General features: G+C 33.6%; 17 protein-coding genes and 1 pseudogene. 9 read left to right on the top strand and 9 right to left on the bottom strand.

From position 1 onward, the window contains the following. The first annotated feature begins 38 nt into the window (after positions 1 to 38). From ACXX80_RS01005 to ACXX80_RS00985, 5 genes are all read left to right on the top strand, one after another. Positions 39 to 752, top strand: a complete 714-nt coding sequence (locus ACXX80_RS01005) for a toxin-antitoxin system YwqK family antitoxin (protein ID WP_458551632.1) — start codon at positions 39 to 41, stop codon at positions 750 to 752. Between the two features lie 72 nt (positions 753 to 824). Then, positions 825 to 2,012 (top strand): tRNA 2-thiouridine(34) synthase MnmA, encoded by a 1,188-nt coding sequence (gene mnmA, locus ACXX80_RS01000; RefSeq protein ID WP_458551631.1) that lies wholly within the window; start codon positions 825 to 827, stop codon positions 2,010 to 2,012. A 132-nt stretch (positions 2,013 to 2,144) separates the two neighbouring features. Then, positions 2,145 to 3,761: a S8 family serine peptidase gene (locus tag ACXX80_RS00995; protein WP_458551630.1), complete on the top strand. Its 1,617-nt coding sequence runs from the start codon at positions 2,145 to 2,147 to the stop codon at positions 3,759 to 3,761. Positions 3,762 to 3,773: 12 nt separating this feature from the next. Then, positions 3,774 to 4,718 carry an NAD(P)H-dependent flavin oxidoreductase gene (locus tag ACXX80_RS00990; protein WP_458551629.1) on the top strand — a complete coding sequence of 315 codons (945 nt, stop codon included), beginning with the start codon at positions 3,774 to 3,776 and terminating at the stop codon, positions 4,716 to 4,718. 52 nt (positions 4,719 to 4,770) lie between these two features. Continuing rightward, complete coding sequence (locus ACXX80_RS00985) at positions 4,771 to 5,139, top strand: hypothetical protein (RefSeq protein WP_458551628.1); 369 nt, start codon at positions 4,771 to 4,773, stop codon at positions 5,137 to 5,139. A 91-nt stretch (positions 5,140 to 5,230) separates the two neighbouring features. On the opposite strand, the gene ACXX80_RS00980 is transcribed toward ACXX80_RS00985, so the two are convergent. After that, positions 5,231 to 5,671: a DUF4268 domain-containing protein gene (locus ACXX80_RS00980; RefSeq protein ID WP_417966351.1), complete on the bottom strand. Its 441-nt coding sequence runs from the start codon at positions 5,669 to 5,671 to the stop codon at positions 5,231 to 5,233. Positions 5,672 to 5,765: 94 nt separating this feature from the next. Here ACXX80_RS00980 and ACXX80_RS00975 point away from each other — a divergent pair, with 94 nt between their 5' ends. Both ACXX80_RS00975 and ACXX80_RS00970 read left to right on the top strand, forming a co-directional pair. Next, positions 5,766 to 6,407: an NUDIX hydrolase gene (locus tag ACXX80_RS00975; protein ID WP_458551627.1), complete on the top strand. Its 642-nt coding sequence runs from the start codon at positions 5,766 to 5,768 to the stop codon at positions 6,405 to 6,407. A gap of 138 nt (positions 6,408 to 6,545) precedes the next feature. Continuing rightward, positions 6,546 to 7,355, top strand: a complete 810-nt coding sequence (locus tag ACXX80_RS00970) for a lysophospholipid acyltransferase family protein (protein WP_315206833.1) — start codon at positions 6,546 to 6,548, stop codon at positions 7,353 to 7,355. 76 nt (positions 7,356 to 7,431) lie between these two features. Here the strand turns inward: ACXX80_RS00970 and ACXX80_RS00965 are convergent, their stop codons facing one another. Both ACXX80_RS00965 and ACXX80_RS00960 read right to left on the bottom strand, forming a co-directional pair. Continuing rightward, on the bottom strand, positions 7,432 to 8,064 hold the full coding sequence (locus ACXX80_RS00965; protein ID WP_458551626.1) for a DUF8845 family protein: 633 nt from the start codon (positions 8,062 to 8,064) through the stop codon (positions 7,432 to 7,434). Continuing rightward, positions 8,061 to 8,564 (bottom strand): RNA polymerase sigma factor, encoded by a 504-nt coding sequence (locus tag ACXX80_RS00960; RefSeq protein ID WP_091171887.1) that lies wholly within the window; start codon positions 8,562 to 8,564, stop codon positions 8,061 to 8,063. Before ACXX80_RS00960 ends, ACXX80_RS00965 begins: the two co-directional genes overlap by 4 nt. Before the next feature lie 273 nt (positions 8,565 to 8,837). Between ACXX80_RS00960 and ACXX80_RS00955 the strand changes: the two genes are divergently transcribed. After that, the gene (locus ACXX80_RS00955; RefSeq protein WP_458551625.1) at positions 8,838 to 10,142 is read left to right on the top strand and encodes an NAD(P)/FAD-dependent oxidoreductase; all 1,305 of its coding nucleotides are present in this window, start codon (positions 8,838 to 8,840) and stop codon (positions 10,140 to 10,142) included. Positions 10,143 to 10,580: 438 nt separating this feature from the next. Here the strand turns inward: ACXX80_RS00955 and ACXX80_RS00950 are convergent, their stop codons facing one another. Then, positions 10,581 to 11,642 carry a DUF3810 domain-containing protein gene (locus ACXX80_RS00950; RefSeq protein WP_458551624.1) on the bottom strand — a complete coding sequence of 354 codons (1,062 nt, stop codon included), beginning with the start codon at positions 11,640 to 11,642 and terminating at the stop codon, positions 10,581 to 10,583. Between the two features lie 109 nt (positions 11,643 to 11,751). Between ACXX80_RS00950 and ACXX80_RS00945 the strand changes: the two genes are divergently transcribed. Beyond that, on the top strand, positions 11,752 to 13,215 hold the full coding sequence (locus ACXX80_RS00945; RefSeq protein WP_458551623.1) for an aminoacyl-histidine dipeptidase: 1,464 nt from the start codon (positions 11,752 to 11,754) through the stop codon (positions 13,213 to 13,215). Positions 13,216 to 13,468: 253 nt separating this feature from the next. Here ACXX80_RS00945 and ACXX80_RS00940 read toward each other — a convergent pair whose 3' ends face one another. From ACXX80_RS00940 to ACXX80_RS00920, 5 genes and pseudogenes are all read right to left on the bottom strand, one after another. Continuing rightward, the gene (locus ACXX80_RS00940; RefSeq protein WP_417992330.1) at positions 13,469 to 13,807 is read right to left on the bottom strand and encodes a DHCW motif cupin fold protein; all 339 of its coding nucleotides are present in this window, start codon (positions 13,805 to 13,807) and stop codon (positions 13,469 to 13,471) included. A 146-nt stretch (positions 13,808 to 13,953) separates the two neighbouring features. After that, a complete protein-coding gene (locus ACXX80_RS00935) occupies positions 13,954 to 14,721 on the bottom strand; it encodes a carboxypeptidase-like regulatory domain-containing protein (protein WP_458551622.1) in 768 nt (255 codons plus the stop codon). 88 nt (positions 14,722 to 14,809) lie between these two features. Then, on the bottom strand, positions 14,810 to 16,741 hold the full coding sequence (locus ACXX80_RS00930; RefSeq protein WP_458551621.1) for a DEAD/DEAH box helicase: 1,932 nt from the start codon (positions 16,739 to 16,741) through the stop codon (positions 14,810 to 14,812). Between the two features lie 205 nt (positions 16,742 to 16,946). After that, positions 16,947 to 17,525 (bottom strand): non-canonical purine NTP diphosphatase, encoded by a 579-nt coding sequence (locus tag ACXX80_RS00925; protein ID WP_458551620.1) that lies wholly within the window; start codon positions 17,523 to 17,525, stop codon positions 16,947 to 16,949. Positions 17,526 to 18,266: 741 nt separating this feature from the next. Then, positions 18,267 to 18,948, bottom strand: a pseudogene (locus ACXX80_RS00920) (NYN domain-containing protein); the annotation flags it as partial. Positions 18,949 to 18,959 lie beyond the last annotated feature (11 nt).

The following is an 18,959-nucleotide window of genomic DNA, read 5'->3' as shown; positions in this document are numbered from 1 at the left end:
TTTAAGTAATCCAAATTCGTTATTATAAAAAAGTATTTATGAAGGCATTTTATAAAAAAGGAATATTTGTTTTAATGTTTTTGAATATGTTTTGTCTTTATGCGCAAGCAGATTTCAATAAGCTAGATGAAAAAGGTAAAAAACACGGAGTTTGGAAAGGTTTTTATGAGGAGTCAAAAAGACCTAGATATGAAGGTACTTTTGAGCACGGAAAAGAAATTGGAATTTTTAATTTTTACGATGATACCAAAGCTAAATCCATAATTGCTACAAGAGAATTTAATGCAAAAGATAATTCAGCGTATACCATTTTTTATGACCAGAATAAGAATAAAGTAAGTGAAGGTAAAGTGGTGAATAAATTGTTTGAAGGACAATGGAAGTACTACCATCAAGCTTCAAAAAATATTATGACTACAGAGAATTACGTAAATGGAAAGTTGGAAGGTTTGCGTACCGTTTTTTATCTTAGTGGTAAAATTGCAGAGGAAATCAGTTATAAAAACAATTTGAAGAATGGTTTTTATAAAAAATATACTGAGAAAGGAATTTTATTAGAAGAGTCAATGTTTAAAAATAATAGCTACAGTGGTCTAGCAATTTTCAGCGATACAAATGGAAATATAGTTTCTAAAGGGCAGTTTGTAAATGGTAAAAAATCAGGAATTTGGCAGTTTTTTGAAAAAGGGAAATTGGTAAAAGAAACGAATATGAGTTTTCCTGAAAATGCAACAAAATCCAAAAACAATTAACTTTATACTTAACAAATACTGTTGTAAATCTTTTGTAACTTTGCATCCTTGTAAAATTATAATTTTTTGAAGATGAAGCGTGTTGTTGTAGGACTTTCTGGAGGTGTAGATTCAAGTGTTGCTGCTTATTTATTGCAACAACAAGGGTATGAAGTCATAGGTCTTTTTATGAAAAATTGGCATGATGATTCGGTTACCATTTCTAATGAATGTCCGTGGCTTGAAGACAGTAACGATGCTCTATTAGTTGCTGAAAAGTTAGGAATTCCTTTCCAAACGGTTGATTTAAGTGAAGAATACCAAAAGAAAATCGTGGACTATATGTTCAACGAATATGAAAAAGGGCGTACTCCAAATCCCGATGTACTTTGTAACCGCGAAATAAAATTTGATGTCTTCATGAAAATTGCTTTAAGTCTTGGTGCTGATTATGTGGCTACTGGACATTACTGCCAAAAAAGTGAAATCAAAGTGAACGGAGAAACGGTTTATCAACTTAAAGCTGGTGCCGATACTAATAAAGATCAATCGTATTTTCTGTGTCAATTATCACAAGAGCAATTGGCAAAATCATTATTTCCAATTGGAGAATTGACAAAACCGGAAGTTCGTGAAATAGCGGCTCAAATGGATTTGATTACTGCTGAAAAGAAAGATTCCCAAGGATTATGTTTTATTGGAAAAGTACGTTTGCCAGAGTTTTTACAACAAAAATTGCAACCAAAAGACGGAGTTATAATTCAAATTGACAAAAACGATCCTGTTTACAGTTTTGAACAAGAAGGCGAATTAACTTTAGAAAATAGTTTGCTATCTGATGCTAGAAAAATCCCGTACACTCCAGATATGGGGAAAGTAGTGGGAAAACATCAAGGTGCACATTATTTCACTATTGGACAACGGAAAGGACTGAATGTAGGAGGAACAACTGATCCATTGTTTATTATCGCCACTAATGTGGAAACCAATACTATTTACACTGGATTGACCAGTCAACATCCTGGATTGTTCAAAAAAGCCTTATTTATAGAAAAAAATGAAGTGCATTGGATTCGTGAAGATTTGGCTTTGGCCAATGGAGAAACTATGCATGTAATGGCTAGAATTCGATACAGACAACCTTTGCAAAGCGCCACCTTGCATCAATTTGAAAACGGAATGTATATAGCTTTTGACGAACCGCAATCTGCAATAACAGAAGGGCAATTTGCAGCCTGGTATTTAGGAGAAGAATTAGTTGGTTCGGGAGTAATTTCTTAGTTTAGTACTTTAATTTATAAAAAGTTCTGAGAACAAATACTTTTCTGGAATTAAGTAGCTCCTGAAAAGCAATAATAATTATTCAATCCTAGTAATAGTTGAAGTTTTTAGGGCTAATAAATAAAGTTAACTATGAAAAAAATCTATATATATCTTTTTTTGCTGATTACTTCAGCTGGTTTTTCACAACAAGACGCTTGGGTATATTTTAATGCAAAGCCCAATTCTCAATTTTATTTAGATAGACCTTTGGAAATGCTTAGTCAGAGAGCATTAGATAGGAGAACTAAACAGAGTATTGCTATAGACTTTAAAGATGTTCCAGTTGAGGAATCCTATATTAATCAAGTAAAATTAGCTGCTGGAATTACTGTCATGGCAAAATCCAAATGGATGAATGCAGTCCATGTTCGTGGATCACAAGCTAATATAAATTCATTAGCACTGCTTTCTTTTGTCAGTAAAGTTGATTTTGCGGATAAATCATTGAATCAAACTGCAAAAATAGTGAAGCTTTCAAAAATGAAGAAGGTAAATAAAACTAAGAAAACCAAAATTGAATATGCTTATGGTTCTTCATCGAATCAAATTCAGATGCTTAACGGTCAAAAGCTGCACCAACAGAATTATACCGGTTCCGGTAAAATAATAGCGGTTTTAGATGGTGGATTTCCGGGAGTCGATACTGCTGAGCCTTTTCAAAGATTAAGAGCTAACAACCAGATTTTAGGAGGTTATAATTTTGTATTAAGAAATCCGGATTTTTATACTGGAGTTTCACACGGAACTTTGGTGCTTTCTTCGATGGGTGGTTATAAAGAAAATTCGTTAGTGGGAACAGCACCAGATGCATCTTATTATTTATTTATTACCGAAGATGATACCTCAGAAAATCCTGTAGAAGAATCGCTTTGGGTTGAAGCGGCAGAAAGAGCAGATAGTTTAGGAGTAGATATTATCAATACTTCTTTGGGGTATTTTGATTACGATAATGATGCGTATAGTCATACATATAGTGAAATAAATGGTACAAATGCATTTATATCCCGTGGTGCAGAAATTGCATTTAGCAGAGGTATGATTGTAGTAACATCTGCGGGTAATTCAGGCGGTACAGCAGAGCCACATATTGCAACTCCTGCTGATGCTGTTTCAGTAATTGCTGTAGGTGCAGTAAATTCTTCGGAGGTATTGACTTCGTTCAGTTCAGTAGGTCCTTCTTTTGACGGAAGGATAAAACCAGATGTGATGGCACAAGGACAAGCAGCTATAGTCTCTGATGCAGCCGGAAATATCGTGACTGCTAATGGAACTTCTTTTTCAAGTCCTATAATGGCTGGAATGATAGCTTGTTTATGGCAGGCGTTTCCTCAAAAAACAAATAAGGAAATTAGAGAATTAGTATTAAAATCCTCGGATAAATTTTCGAATCCAAATAATCAATATGGATTTGGGATTCCTGATTTTGCATTGGCAGTAAGCAACCAGTTGAATTTAGAATCTTTTTCTAAAGATGATTTTATACTCTATCCCAATCCTGCCAGTGACACTGTTTCGGTTTCTTTACCTTCAACATTTGATATGGGAACAGTATATATTTATTCCATTTTGGGTCAAAAAGTCTTAGAACAAAAAATCACACCGCAAGCATCTATTATTTCATTGAAATCTCTGCATGAAGGAGTGTATCTTTATAAAATGGAATCAGATGGTTTTTCTAAAACTGGAAAAATAATTAAGAAATTATAGCGTTAATACTACATGAATAAAATCACAGACCTTTTTAAGATTAAATATCCAATTATTCAAGGAGGAATGATTTGGAATAGTGGTTATAAATTAGCAAGTGCAGTGAGTAATGCCGGAGGTTTAGGATTGATTGGAGCAGGTTCCATGTATCCTGAAGTTTTGCGGGAACACATTCAAAAATGTAAAAAGGCCACCTCAAAACCTTTTGGAGTAAATGTTCCGATGTTGTATCCCAATATCGAAGAAATCATAAAAATTATCGTTGATGAAGGTGTAAAAATCGTTTTTACATCGGCTGGGAACCCAAAAACTTGGACTTCTTATTTGAAAGAAAATGGCATAACTGTTGTACATGTCGTTAGCAGTTCTGTTTTTGCATTAAAAGCACAAGATGCAGGTGTAGACGCAATTGTTGCTGAAGGTTTTGAAGCCGGAGGACATAATGGTAGAGAAGAAACGACTACGCTTACACTGATTCCTATGGTGAAAGAAAAGATCACTATTCCTTTAATTGCCGCTGGAGGTATAGCAACGGGTCATGGTATGCTTGCAACGATGGTTTTGGGAGCTGACGGAGTTCAGGTAGGAAGTAGATTTGCGGCATCATTAGAATCATCTGCACATGAGAATTTTAAGGAAACAATTGTAAATGTTAAAGAGGGCGATACACAATTAACCTTGAAAGAACTCGCTCCTGTTCGATTGATTAAAAATAAATTTTATCAGGATGTTCAGCAATTGTATGAAACATGTCCAACAAAAGAAGAACTTATTAGTTTGTTAGGAAGAGCAAGAGCGAAACGCGGTATGTTTGAAGGCGATTTAATCGAAGGTGAATTAGAGATAGGACAAATAGCAGGATTGATTAACGACATAAAATCAGCAGAAGCTATTATTCAGGAAATGATAACTGATTTTGACACGGCCAGAAAAGAAATAATTAATTTCGATTTTTAATTTATAAGGAATGACAAAGACTAAAATATATATAGTATTACTTTTTTTAGTGATGGGGTTACAGCATTCCTTTGGCCAAAATTATAAGTTTAAAACTTCGGGCTTTAGTGTTTTAGAAAAAACTGAAAAAGGGAAATGGGGTAAATGGTCTGATTTAGATTTGGTTAATATTTTAGTCACATTAGATACTGATAAAAATAGAATAGTAGTTTATTCTCAAATTATTCAATTATTTGAAATCATAGATTATCAGCCTATCGAAGAGAATGATACTGATATTGTTTATTCTTTTACTTGTAAGGATAATGAAGGATTAGATTGTACTGTTTCTATTATCACCAGAAAAAAACAGGATAATAGGAAGCAATTGTATATCAATTATGAAGATCGGATTATTGTGTATAATATCTTCAATATGTGATGAATTGGATGAAAAAATGCTTCAATTTGAATAATTAAATCGTTCAAATTGAAGCATTTTTTTTAATATTAATTTCTATAGAGTTTGTAATTTAAAGCTTTTCAATGTCCTTTATGAAATCATCGTACTCTAAATAAAATAGTTCCAGAGCATTCATTTTTTCATTGTAGAAGTCAAATATTTCATCCCAATAGTTACGATTACTAACACCAACTCCTAGTTTTTCAACCCAAATTCGGCTGATGGTTTTGCCACTTTCCAGTGTATAGTCTTTTTCGAAAATCAAGTCTTTTATAAAATCCTCTTCGAGAATATTTCTTAGCGCTTCCAGTTTTTCAAAATAAGCAATTCTTTTTTCATCACTTCGATGTTCAATATCTATTAAAACTTGAGCTTTTTTATTGTCTACATAAAATTTAAAAGAGAAATCCTTGATTTTAGTATCGTATAATACCCATTTTCTAGGATATTTCTCTGCGAATGCAACCCAGAATTCTCGTTTTAATCTTTGTGTTTCTTCTTTGCTGTACATTTGTGATGACTTTTTGGTTATAGAAAAACTTGTGCAATTGTATTTTCTAAACTATATTTATATGCTGTTTTATATGCAAAAATAGACTTTGATTATGGATTTTCAAGAATTTTTACAGTATGTTCCTAAATTAATTGAAGCAAAGCTTCCAGCTTTTGACGCACATATAAAAATGGCGCCTTTAGAGCGATTAGAAAGCTTAAAAAACAGCAACATTGAAGATAAAAAGCCCAGAATTGCAGCTGTAATGATGCTTTTTTATCCTAAAAACGACATTACGCATTTGGTATTGATTGTCCGGAACTCCTATAAAGGGGTTCATTCGGCACAAATTGCATTTCCAGGAGGGAAATACGAATTAGAAGATGAGAATTTTGCCGAAACGGCTCTTCGGGAAACGCATGAAGAGGTAGGGATTCATCCGGATAAAATAGAAATTCTTAAACCGTTTACAGAATTATATATTCCGCCAAGTAATTTTATGGTACATCCTTTTTTGGGTATCAGTAAAGAAGAACTGGTGTTTGTACCACAACCTTCGGAAGTGGCCAATATTATCGAATTGCCTTTGTCGGTTTTCTTAGACGATGCACTTGTAGTGGATACAAATTTGTCAACTTCTTACGCTGATAACATCAGTATTCCAGCTTTCAAAATTGAGGAGCATATTGTTTGGGGAGCTACAGCGATGATGTTGAGTGAGTTAAAGGAAGTTTTGAAAGGGGTTCTAGTGTAAAAAAATAAAATGTTACAGTTAGAAAAGCGCCTATTAATTGGTTGTAATTTTCAAATAGTTCTGTTGAATTCAGCGACCAACTTCAAATATAAATTTCGTAAATTTGTAATCCAAATTCACAAAAAAACACACAATTTTATGGGATTGTTGAAGAGAAATCCTTTCGGACACATATTATTTATAAAAAAATGGCTAATCCGAATCTTCGGAGCCATGACGCATAGACGTTATAGAGGATTTAATGAGTTGCAAATTGAAGGTTCGGAAATTATTAGAAATTTACCGGACAACAACGTACTTTTTATTTCTAATCACCAAACCTATTTCGCGGATGTCGTTGCTATGTTCCATGTTTTTAATGCGAGTTTGAGCGGTCGCGATGATACTATCAAGAATGTTTGCTATTTGTGGCAACCTAAAATGAATATCTATTATGTAGCTGCTAAAGAAACTATGCAAGCGGGATTATTGCCAAGAATTATGGCGTATGCCGGAGCAATTTCTGTAGAACGCACTTGGCGTGCTAAAGGAGTTGATGTTCAGGAGAAAAAAGACATTAACCCCAATGATACTGAAAATATTAAAATTGCATTAGCTGATGGTTGGGTAATTACTTTTCCGCAAGGAACTACAAAATCGTTTAAACCGGTTCGTAAAGGAACAGCGCACATTATCAAACAACACAGACCTATTGTGGTGCCTATTGTTATAGATGGTTTTCGTCGTTCATTTGACAAAAAGGGATTTCGTATGAAGAAAAAAGGAATTTTGCAGTCCTTTATTATCAAGGAACCTCTTGATATAGATTACGATAATGATACAATCGAGGAAATTGTAGAAAAAGTAGAATATGCAATTGAGCAACATCCTTCATTTTTAAAAGTTATTCCATCTGAAATTATAAAGGAGCAAGAAGAATTGAACCGTTTAAGAAAATGGGAATATTAAAAATTTAGTCACAAAGTCAAAAGTCTTAAAATTCAATATTATATAACGTTGAATTTTAAGACTTTTTCTTTTGCACTTAAAGATCTATTTTCTTTAGTTCCTTGTAATTGGCATACAAACGACGTAGTAAAGTGCCATATAATACTCGATAAAACAACCAAAGTAAGCCAAATAATGCAATACTAAAAATACTTAAAACTCCAATTGTAATGGCCATAATCTTAGCACTACTATTTATTTGCTGCTTGAAAGCATCCATTTCAGGATTGTAGGCAAAAGCAATAATAAATCCTACGATTAAACTAAACACTAACATTCCTAAATTATACCAAACATAATATTGAACTGTTTTTCTGGTCTTCAGGATATCCTGCATCAATTGTTTGGTTGTGGCAATTGTAGATATAACTTTATATCTTTTATAAAAAGAATAAATAAAAATCAAAATTACAGCATAATTGGCATAATTTAGTAGCTCAAAATAGCTAATTAATTCAGAATGTTGGATGTTTTTTAAGTAACCATCTGAGTCAAAACAAAGACTCAAACACGACCACAATAAAACCTCCAAAATACTAATGATCAAAATCCACTTTACTATGGAAGATGATTTTTTATGTATCATTTTGTAAATTTCGATTTCTGATACCTGCTCAAAAGAATTATCACTCTTCTGCCAGTCTTTTTTTAATAAATCCAGCTCTTTCATATTCCTAATGGATTTAATATTTTTTTTAATTTCCCTTTTATTCTATTCATTTTCACCCTCGCATTTACTTCACTAATTCCTAAAGTTTCTGATATTTCCTGATAATCCTTATCTTCCAGATACATAAATATCAACGCCTTTTCAATATCATTCAGCTGGTAAACCGCTTTATACATTAGTTTTAATTGTTCCTCCTCCTCATAGTCATATTCAACATCATTCAGGAAATGTTGTCGCCCTTCAAATTCGATAGTATTTATGGATCGTTTTGTTTTTCGGTATAAAGTAATCGCTGTGTTCAGCGCGACTCGATAGGCCCAAGTCGAAAATTTACTGTCGCCCCTAAATTTTGGAAAAGCCTTCCATAACTGAATCGTAATTTCTTGGAACAAATCCTTATGTGCATCATCGCCATTAGTATACAACCTACAAATCTTGTGGATTATATTCTGATTTTCCTGCAACTGCTTTACAAAAGAATGTTCTAGATTATCACTCATATATACGTTAGTAAGTCAATACTGGTTTTTGTTACAAAGTAGTACATTTTTTTTAGTAGCACAACAGTATTCATTTCATAATTATGATTCGTCCCGCTGTACATTGCAATCTTTATTTTTCTGAAGCTTCGGGACCATCGGGGCTAATTTACACGTTTATTTATCTGAAGAACATTTCTAAAACAAACAAAAATTTCGATACTATTTGATGAAATGCAACAATAGAAAACTTTGTATCTTTGGTTTTTAACAATTTTGAACTTTTTTACAAACATGAACATCCCAAATTCAACTTTACCCAGAATAGTAATTATAGGAGGAGGCTTCGCGGGAATTGCACTAGCCAAAAAACTAAAAAACAAAAAAGTTCAGGTTGTCCTTCTAGACAAACACAATTACCATACTTTCCAGCCTCTATTATATCAAGTTGCTACAGGCGGCCTCGAAGCCGGTTCTATAGCATACCCAATCCGAAAAGTAATTCAGGAATACGATGACGTTTATTTTAGACTCACCAATGTCCAAGAAATCGATACTAATAATCAAAAAATAATCACCGAAATTGGAGAATTAAAGTATGATTATCTCGTGATTGCCACGGGTTCCAAAACCAATTATTTTGGCAACAAAGAAATCGAGCGCAACAGTATGGCTATGAAAACCATACCGCAATCGCTAAATATCCGCAGTCTGATTCTTGAAAATTTTGAACAAGCTGTTTTAACCACCGATGTAGCCGAACAAAATAGTCTCATCAATTTTGTACTCGTAGGTGGCGGACCAACAGGAGTAGAGCTTGCAGGAGCTTTGGCCGAAATGAAAAAAGCCATTCTGCAAAAAGATTATCCAGATCTTGATATTGCCAAAATGGAAATCAATCTGATTCAAAGTGGCGACAGAATCCTGAATACCATGAGTGAGAAATCCTCTCAAGCTGCCGAAAAATTTCTAACCAGTTTGGGTGTAAAAATCTGGAAAAACGTCCGAGTAACTAATTATGACGGACGCACTATAACCACAAATTCCGATTTGTCATTTGATACTGCCACCGTAATCTGGACAGCAGGTGTTCAAGGCGCTCTTGTTGCCGGATTAGATGGAAAATCTTTGGTTGAAAAAGTTGAACGCATACGTGTCAATGAATTCAATCAAGTAGTGGGCTATGAAAACATTTTTGCAGTAGGCGATATTGCTTCCATGGAATCCGAAACCTATCCGCAGGGACATCCCATGATGGCGCAACCCGCTATGCAACAAGGGGAATTATTGGGTGAAAACTTAATAAAATTAATTGAAAACAAACCTATGGAAGCTTTTGAATACAATGACAAAGGTTCGATGGCAACCATAGGAAGAAATAAAGCGGTTGTCGATTTGCCTAAATACCATTTCAATGGTGTTTTTGCATGGTTTGTATGGATGTTTGTGCACTTGTTTTCCCTTATTGGATTCAAAAATAAAGCTGTCGTATTTCTGAATTGGGTCTACAATTACATTCGTTTTGATCGTGAAGGAAGATTGATCATTAGACCATACAAAAAGAAAAGTTTTACTACTTTTACGAGTGATGAAGTGTAAATTGAAGGTATGAAGCGTTCAGATATTTTAATCAGTAATTATATTATTTTTTTTAGTCTTTTATCTGGTACAGTTGCTTTGGGATTTTTTTCTGAAGTGGTTGATAGCATTTTAGGTTTAAAAAACGGAGATTTATCAAGTGTTTTTCTGATAGGTATTTTTGGCTCTATTTTTAGTTTTTTTACTTATGGAATTTTAGTTTGGCCATTACTAGTTTTAATTATTTTATTAATTGAAATTATAGGGTTGAAATCAAAAGTTTCGGTTACTGATTGCAAGAAATTATTTTTACTGGAATGCTTAGTTATAGTTTTTATTTCTTGTTACTTAGTATCAACATATAAATATAATAATTGGTTTTATTTAATACCCATATTTTCAATTGGACAATTAATCAGGTTAAAAGTATTAAAAAAAGATTTTTAGGGATTTTTAAATCTACAATACTTTTCCTTCATAATAATTCACCATCAAATTCACAAATTTGCTGTAGCCTTCTATTCCGTCTTTTTGTTGGTTTACTTTAAGGAACTGGTCGTAAAAAGCATGAAAACCTTTATCGATAATCGTGTCGTATTGTTTCCAGAAATGTTCACTTTCTTGATAATTTTTCAAAATACCGGGATGAACAGTTTTTAATAATTGTTTAAAAATAGCCTCATCTCTGGCTTGCCAATTGCTTAAACAATACCGCAAAGCCATGCTGTAACCCGAATATTGAATGTATAAATTATCATTTTTTATTGAAGCTAAGAATCCAATAAAGTTGCATTCGCTTTCGCTTGCATAACCTATTTGGTGTGCCATTTCATGATACGTGGTCATTGGGAAACTGTACATTGGACCCAAATAATTAACCTGCGCTTCATTGGTAAACGGATTCAAATAGCCTCCAAAACCCATGTATGTCAGAGGTAAACTGATAAGTGATTTTTTGATGCTTAAATGATTATAAGTAAAATGGGAATGTTCTTCAGCTAGTTTTTTGTACCCACTCAAATTCATCTTAAAAACCTGGTTTTGTGAGTAAGGAAATACTACTTTCAAACTATCATTTTTTGTAATTTGTTTTTGAATGGCGTTTGTTTTAGTGATTAACTTTTTGGTAAAAGCCAATAAATCAGCATCTGAATAGTCTTTTTTAATTTCCATTTTTTCAAAAAGCGGTTGGCGGTAATAATTAAAAGCCCACAGTGAATGAAACAAGAAGTAGAATACCGAAGTGAAACTTAATATGGATAATATATTGCTTTTCCATTTTAATTTCCAAGATTTTCGTTGGTTCCAAAACCATTTTAAAATAAAACCAATAAGAATAATATACATTAAATCCCCCAAAGAAAATGGAATGCTGCCCAATGCTAATCTTGAAAATTTTGAAAGTATCGGATAAAAACCATTACTGTAAAATTGTTCTACTTGTAGCGGAAAATAAGGTAGGACCTGTAAAATTAGTATTTGGACAAAAAGAAAGAGAGGAAGAAAATATTTTGTTCGCACAGGATGAATTTTAGTAATGTAAATATAATTACAATATCAATTACTACCGTAAGGAATTTAAACTTTGTAACTTTGGGACTTGTAAATGTTAAACCTCAAACGAAAATAAATGAGTCAGGAAATAAGAAATCTGGAACCAAAAGCACTTTGGAACAAGTTTGCCGATTTGAATGCTGTACCTCGTCCTTCAAAAAAAGAAGAGCGTGTGATTGCGTTCATGAAAAACTTTGGCGAAAGCCTTGGATTAGAAACTTTCGAAGATGAAATTCGCAACGTAATTATCCGAAAACCGGCTACTGCAGGAATGGAAAACCGAAAAGCAATAGTGCTTCAAGGACATTTGGATATGGTGCACCAAAAAAATTCGGATACCGTTTTTGATTTTGATACACAAGGAATTGATATGTATGTTGATGGGGATTGGGTTCGTGCTCGCGGAACCACTCTTGGTGCTGATAACGGTCTTGGAGTTGCAGCTATCATGGCAATTTTAGAAAGTACAGATATTCCGCATCCTGCTATAGAAGCTTTGTTTACCATTGACGAAGAAACAGGAATGACAGGGGCGTTGAACTTAAAAGGAGGAATTCTGCAAGGTCAAATTCTTTTGAATATGGATACGGAAGAAGATGATGAAATTGACATTGGTTGTGCTGGAGGAATTGATGTGACTGCAACTGCTGAGTATGATCAAGAGCAAACTCCGGAAGGATCTGTAGGATATACGATTACTGTAAAAGGCTTGAAGGGCGGGCATTCTGGAATGGATATTCATAAAGGCTTAGGTAATGCCAATAAAATCATGAACCGATTGTTGTTTGATGGTTTTGATAATTTTGGTTTACAAATTTCCGAAATAAAAGGTGGAAGTCTGCGTAATGCGATTCCGCGTGAAAGTCAAGCAAAAGTAATTATTGCCGAAGTGTATGATGAAGCTTTTGTTTTTGACATGCAGCAAATTGTAAACGAAATCAAAACGGAGTTAAAAACAACAGAACCAACTTTAGAAGTTGTTTTTGAAAAAATGGATGCAGCTCCTGCTAAAGTAATGCCTTCAATTGCTCAGTTTTACTTTGTAAGAGCAATGTACACAGCTCATAATGGCGTTTATAGAATGAGTGCTGATTTTGATAATTTGGTGGAAACATCGAATAATATCGCTAAAGTAATTGTTGGCGAAGGACAGCTTTCGGTACAATGTTTAACACGTTCTTCGGTTGAAACCTCTAAATTTGATTTGGCGAATGCGTTGCGTTCTGCTTTTGAATTAATGGGTTGTGAAGTAGAATTTTCAGGTTCATATCCAGGTTGGACGCCAAATTCTGAATCGGAGATTTTAGATGTTTTAGTTCCAATTTATGAAAAACAAAACGGCGAAAAACCAAAAGTAGTGGCGTGTCACGCAGGATTAGAATGTGGAATTCTGGGAACGAATTATCCGGATATGGATATGATTTCTTTTGGACCAACAATTCACGGTGCACATTCCCCTGATGAAAGAGCAAGTATTTCTTCTTCTCAGAAATTCTGGAAATTTGTATTGGAGATTTTAGCTAATATTCCGGTGAAATAATCTTGAATTTTAATAAAAGATAAAACCCTCGTTTAGCAATAAACGAGGGTTTGTTTTTATAAAAAAGAATTAGTCTCTTTTAGGACTGTTTTTCTTATCTCTTTTTTCTTCTTTCTTTTCTTTAGCCGTTTTTAAAGGTTCTTTTTTTACGGTCTTCTTAGCGTCTTGACTTTTTGCCATGATATAGGTATTTAATTTTGTTTTTAATTTTGGTATAAGTAAATGTATATAATATTTTGATTTATTTTAAATATTATTTCAAAAAATCCCCATCTATGATTAATAATTCAACTCCATTAGCAGTTATTGAGCGATGAGAACTGGCGTCATCTGAAACCACATAAGTCATTCCTTTAGAGAGTTGGATTTGCTCACCGGATTCTAATTCACTAATAAAATCTCCTTCGAGACAATGTACAATATGTCCTTTTTGGCACCAATGATCTGCCAGATAATCTTTGGAATATATTACTTTACGAATTCTAAGTCCGCCTAATTGTATCGTTTGCCAATGCGCCATTCCTGTTGTTCCGATGTGTTCGGTCTTTTCTATTGAATCCCAATTGATAGTTTGGAAAGGTATGATAGACATAGAATTTATTTTTAGATTATTTAATTGCATTGATAACTCGAATTTAAGCGCTTTAAAATAAAAAATCCCCAACTACTTTCGGAATCGGGGATTAAATTGTTTTTTATTTCAAAATAACTAGCTATTTAAGTAATGGAATACTGTATTTATTTTTTCTTCAGAACTTTGTATTCCTCATAACATCCGCTTATAGCATCCATGATTTGCAAATCATTAGCTGTTTTTATAAAAGATTCAGAGTAGTTACAACGTTGCAGAATTTCAGCTATTTCATTTTTGTCAACACCTAAAAGAACTGATATTGTTTCTCTGTCAAATTTTGATTCCAAAAGATTTCTTACCGTGTCATCTTTCTTCATTTCTTTCAGTTTCTTGAGCTCTTTTGGATTCTTACCAAAGAAATTATAGAGCATGTCCGCGGGATTAAATATAGAACCTAGCACTCTTCCAAAAGCATTTGGAGAATATTCCCCTGCTTCATATCCTTGCGTTAAGCCGGAAATACTATATCTGTAGTTTTCTCTTACTGGGATAATTTTAGTATCTACTTCAAGATATCCTGTTAGATTAAAAGGTCTGATTACGACTTCTTCAAGTGCAATTGCTTTTTCGGTAAGTTGTATTTTGGTGCTTTTGTTTTTTATCCAGTCATTGGTTACACGAACGCGAAGTGATTGAAATCCTAAACTAGTAATGTGAAGTGTATCGTTCACTTGTACATCTATTTCAAAATATCCTCCTGAATCGGTAGTTGCGCCTCTAACTTTATTGATATTAATGATATTTACACTAGATAATACTTGTCTAGTAGTATTGCTGATAATGATACCATTAACTTTTTGGGAGGGTTCTTTAACTTGCGCAAAAGCAGTTGCGGAGAGTACTAAAAAAAAGAAAACTACAAAATATTTCATAAACTGGTTTAAGACTTTAAAAGTAATAAAACAGGATTAAATATTTTGTAGTTCCAGTATATAATTATAAGAAAATTAACAATGAATGTTAGTCTCTTCTTGGTCTTCTTGGTCTTGGTGAGTCACCAAAGCTTTCAGAGCGTCTTGGTGCTCTGTCAGATGAACCTTCAGTTCTAGGTCTGTCAGAAGAAAAACCACCTTCTCTTCTTGGAGCTGATGAGCTTCTTGGTCCGAATCCACCTTCTCTTGAAGCTGAATTTCTATCGCTTCTAAATCCACCACCAGAACCTTCTCTTCTTGGAGCAAAGCTTCCTTCTCTTCTTGGAGCAGAACTTCTTCCACCACCAAAACTTCCACCAGAACTTCTTCCGTTATGGTCACGTCTTCCGCCACCATCATTTTTAGAAATTTCAACATTGATTCTACGTCCTTCTAATTGTACGTTGTTCAATACTTCCATTACTTTATCAGTATGTTCCGGATCAGTGTTAAAGAAAGAGAAACCTTCTTTTACATCTACTTTGAAAACGTCATCACGACCTAAGTCTAATGTTTCTTTCAAGTAATCTTTCAATGACATCCAATCAAAGTTATCTCTTGAACCTATGTTCACAAAATATCTTGTTGCACCACCATTGTTGTTTTCTCTTGGAGCACCATCTCTATCGTCACGATCACGTCTTTCAGAACCTGAAGCTTGATTAGAAATATCTCTAGTTTTCTTGTAGTAATTGATAAAACGATTAAATTCAACCGATACCATTTTCTTGATTAATTCTTCTTTTGATAAACCTTCAAGTACGCTGTTAATTGCAGGAAGATAGTTGTCAATTTCGTGATCAACTTCTGTGTCTTTAATTTTAGTAGCTAAGTGTAATAATTGGATTTCGCAGATTTCAATTCCAGAAGGGATTGTTTTTTCTTCGAATTTTTGTTTGATGATTCTTTCAATTGAAGAAATCTTACGCAATTCACTTTTAGTTACGATTACAATAGAAGTTCCTAATTTACCAGCACGACCAGTACGACCTGAACGGTGGTTGTAGGTTTCAATTTCGTCAGGTAATTGATAATTCACTACGTGAGTAATGTTATCAACATCAATTCCACGAGCAGCAACGTCAGTAGCTACAAGCATTTGAATTTGTCTTCCTCTAAAAGATTTCATAACACCATCACGTTGCGCTTGAGATAAATCTCCGTGCAATGCAGCAGCGCTGTATCCGTCTTCAACTAATTTTTCAGCAACAGCTTGTGTATCACGTTTAGTTCTACAGAAAACTACTGAGAAGATGTCTGGATTGGCATCAGCTAAACGTTTCAAAGCTTCGTAACGATCACGTGCATTTACAAGGTAAAATTCGTGAGAAACGGTAGCAGAACCTGAGTTTTTAGCACCAACTGTAATTTCAATTGGGTCTTTCATGAATTGTTTTCCAATACGTGCTACTTCAGCAGGCATTGTTGCAGAGAATAACCATGTGTTTTTTTCGTCTGGCGTAGTAGAAAGGATGTTTACGATATCTTCGTAGAAACCCATGTTTAACATTTCGTCAGCTTCGTCAAGAATACAAAAACTAATTTGAGAAATGTTTACCAATCCTCTATTAATCATGTCTTGCATTCTTCCTGGAGTTGCCACAATAATTTGTGCGCCTCTCTTTATGTCTCTCGCTTGTTCTGTAATGCTAGCTCCACCGTAAACTGCTACCACATTAATACCTTTTTCGTATTTAGAGTAGTTTTTAATTTCGTTGGTAATCTGCAAACAAAGTTCGCGTGTTGGAGATAAAATTAATGCTTGTGTGTTTCTGTTGTTGGCATCAATTTTCTGAATAACTGGAAAACCAAAAGCTGCCGTTTTCCCCGTCCCTGTCTGAGCCAACGCAACCATATCTGTGTCTTTTTCCAATAATAGGGGAATCGCTTTCTCCTGTACTTCGGTCGGATTCTCAAATCCTAGATCTAAAATCGCCTTCAGTAACGATTCACTCAATCCTAATTGTTCAAATTTATTCATATGTATTTTTAAAATAGGGTGCAAAATTACTGTTAATAATCGATATAAACTAATGCTATTTTAAGATTTAATGTTTTATTATAATTTGATTATCAGAAAGTTATATTTTTTATTTGCGAATTATGCGTTTTGATTTAGGATTTTGTTGTAAAATTACGCCTTGGATTTTGTTTTTTTGTTATAAAAATGTTGTATTTTGAGGCGTTTATTTATTCAGTTTCAAAAAATCAATTAATAGCTGTGTAGCTTTTCCTCTGTGACTGATTTTATTTTTTATATCCAACGATAATTGGGCAAAAGTTTCTTGGTATTCTTCAGGTTTGAAAACAGGGTCGTAGCCAAACCCTTGATTTCCAAATTTTTCTAAAGTAATTTCGCCTCGTGCAATTCCTGTAAAAAGATGCTGTTTTCCGTTTAAATTCAATGCAATCACTGTTTTAAACTGAGCCTTTCTATTACTTTTATCGGATAAGCATTCTAATAATTTATCCATATTATCATCAGAATTACGTTGCTCTCCGGCATATCTTGCAGAGTAAACGCCGGGTTCTCCATTCAGGGCATCTACTTCCAGTCCGGTGTCATCAGCAAAACAATTGTAACCGTATTTTTGTGTAACGTAATTGGCTTTCAGAATCGCATTGCCTTCAATTGTTGTGGCAGTTTCAGGAATGTCCTCATAACAGCCTATGCTTTCTAAGCTCAGAATTTCAATCGTGTCAGGAAGTATACTTTGTATTTCTAGTATTTTATTTTTGTTGTTGGAAGCGAAGACAAGTTGCATTTTATAGTTTTTAATTTTACTCTTCAAAGATACATTTTTTTAGATAGTGCGTAAGATGCTATCAATAGCAGCCCGTAGAGTCTATTGATAATACGAGTAGTTGTGTGTTTGGAGATTAATGAATGTTAGCGGATTTAATTTATTGATAATCAATATGTTAATTAATGGTTAAAGTGTTTTTTTTCTAATGATTAAACTAACATAAGTTGTATCTTTGAGTGTGGTTTTGATTAATCACTTGAATAAAAACTATCTGCAAGGAGAAGAGTATTCAAATTGTCATTTCGTACTGAACGGTATGTTTGATAAATGGTAAATCAAAATTTACAATCGGAGGCCCTTTAAAAAGGCCTCCTTTTTTTGTGGTATAATTTTAAGGATTTAAATTTTTAAAGTTTGAATTAAAAGGACATTTTTCAAGATGTGAAATGGTTACTAATTGTAATTTATATGCTGTGATATAGTACGTTAATTATTAGTTAAACGTTTGTTTTTAAATGGTTTCTATTAAATAAGATTGTATATTTGAATGTGGTTTTGATTAATTACTTGAGTATATCACTCTTGCAATAAGATATGATAATTCAATATTCAGCTATACTACTATAATTGTATGAGTTGATAATGGTAAATCAGAACCGACAACTGGAGGACTCTAAAGGTCCTCCTTTTTTTGTGTTATTTTTAATTAGGAGCAAATAAATTAGGGGTCTTTATGGCATTGATGGAAATAGTGGTCTATTAGCTAAACCTTAATCGTACATAAACGTGTTTAATGCCTTTTTTATCTGAATCCCTTTCGTCGATTTCTAGAATATCTGTAAGGGATTTTAGCATTGGAGAAAGTTTAGGAAAGCCATAATTTCTTGGATCGAATTCTGTTTTTTTTCTTTACGATTAGGTTTCCTACATCCCCAAGAAATGCCCAGCCACTATCATCGCCTATATCTTCAATAGTAGATTCTATTAACTCGATAGTTTGTAAATCAATTTTATTTAGGCTTTTTGGAGTTGCTTTTTTAGTGTCGGATGCAGTTCGTTTAGGTAATTTCTTTTTGATAGCTCCATCCAAAACTTCAATATAAATAAACCGGTCGCATGCAACTATGAATGAATTGGGCGTTTTTTGTTCTCCAATTCCAATGACTTTCATACCGGATTCACGAAGTCGAATTGCTAAACGTGTAAAATCAGAATCACTGGAAACAATACAAAAACCATCTACTTTGTTCGAATATAATAAATCCATGGCGTCATTAATCATGGCAGAATCCGATGAATTTTTCCCTACGATGGAACTGTATTGCTGTATAGGCGTGATAGCATGTTCTAGTAATACACTTTTTCATCCACCTGCATTCGGTTTAGTCCAATCAGCATAATTACGCTTGGTGGTTGGTGTTCTAAATTTGGTAATTTTCTCTTTCCGATTTT

It is taken from the genome of Flavobacterium sp. GNP002 (assembly GCF_054343795.1).
The sequence above is the reverse complement of the archived record's forward strand: the minus strand, read 5'-3'. Positions and strand labels throughout refer to the sequence as shown.

Bases quoted from the DNA above. Each gene is read 5' to 3' on its own strand.
- ACXX80_RS00930 (WP_458551621.1), bottom strand. From the start codon at position 16,741: ATGAATAAATTTGAACAATTAGGATTGAGTGAATCGTTACTGAAGGCG.
- ACXX80_RS00945 (WP_458551623.1), top strand. From the start codon at position 11,752: ATGAGTCAGGAAATAAGAAATCTGGAACCAAAAGCACTTTGGAACAAG.
- ACXX80_RS00935 (WP_458551622.1), bottom strand. From the start codon at position 14,721: ATGAAATATTTTGTAGTTTTCTTTTTTTTAGTACTCTCCGCAACTGCT.
- ACXX80_RS00925 (WP_458551620.1), bottom strand. From the start codon at position 17,525: ATGCAACTTGTCTTCGCTTCCAACAACAAAAATAAAATACTAGAAATA.
- ACXX80_RS00985 (WP_458551628.1), top strand. From the start codon at position 4,771: ATGGGGTTACAGCATTCCTTTGGCCAAAATTATAAGTTTAAAACTTCG.
- ACXX80_RS00975 (WP_458551627.1), top strand. From the start codon at position 5,766: ATGGATTTTCAAGAATTTTTACAGTATGTTCCTAAATTAATTGAAGCA.
- ACXX80_RS01005 (WP_458551632.1), top strand. From the start codon at position 39: ATGAAGGCATTTTATAAAAAAGGAATATTTGTTTTAATGTTTTTGAAT.
- ACXX80_RS00960 (WP_091171887.1), bottom strand. From the start codon at position 8,564: ATGAGTGATAATCTAGAACATTCTTTTGTAAAGCAGTTGCAGGAAAAT.
- ACXX80_RS00940 (WP_417992330.1), bottom strand. From the start codon at position 13,807: ATGTCTATCATACCTTTCCAAACTATCAATTGGGATTCAATAGAAAAG.
- ACXX80_RS00995 (WP_458551630.1), top strand. From the start codon at position 2,145: ATGAAAAAAATCTATATATATCTTTTTTTGCTGATTACTTCAGCTGGT.
- mnmA (WP_458551631.1), top strand. From the start codon at position 825: ATGAAGCGTGTTGTTGTAGGACTTTCTGGAGGTGTAGATTCAAGTGTT.
- ACXX80_RS00955 (WP_458551625.1), top strand. From the start codon at position 8,838: ATGAACATCCCAAATTCAACTTTACCCAGAATAGTAATTATAGGAGGA.
- ACXX80_RS00990 (WP_458551629.1), top strand. From the start codon at position 3,774: ATGAATAAAATCACAGACCTTTTTAAGATTAAATATCCAATTATTCAA.
- ACXX80_RS00980 (WP_417966351.1), bottom strand. From the start codon at position 5,671: ATGTACAGCAAAGAAGAAACACAAAGATTAAAACGAGAATTCTGGGTT.
- ACXX80_RS00970 (WP_315206833.1), top strand. From the start codon at position 6,546: ATGGGATTGTTGAAGAGAAATCCTTTCGGACACATATTATTTATAAAA.
- ACXX80_RS00965 (WP_458551626.1), bottom strand. From the start codon at position 8,064: ATGAAAGAGCTGGATTTATTAAAAAAAGACTGGCAGAAGAGTGATAAT.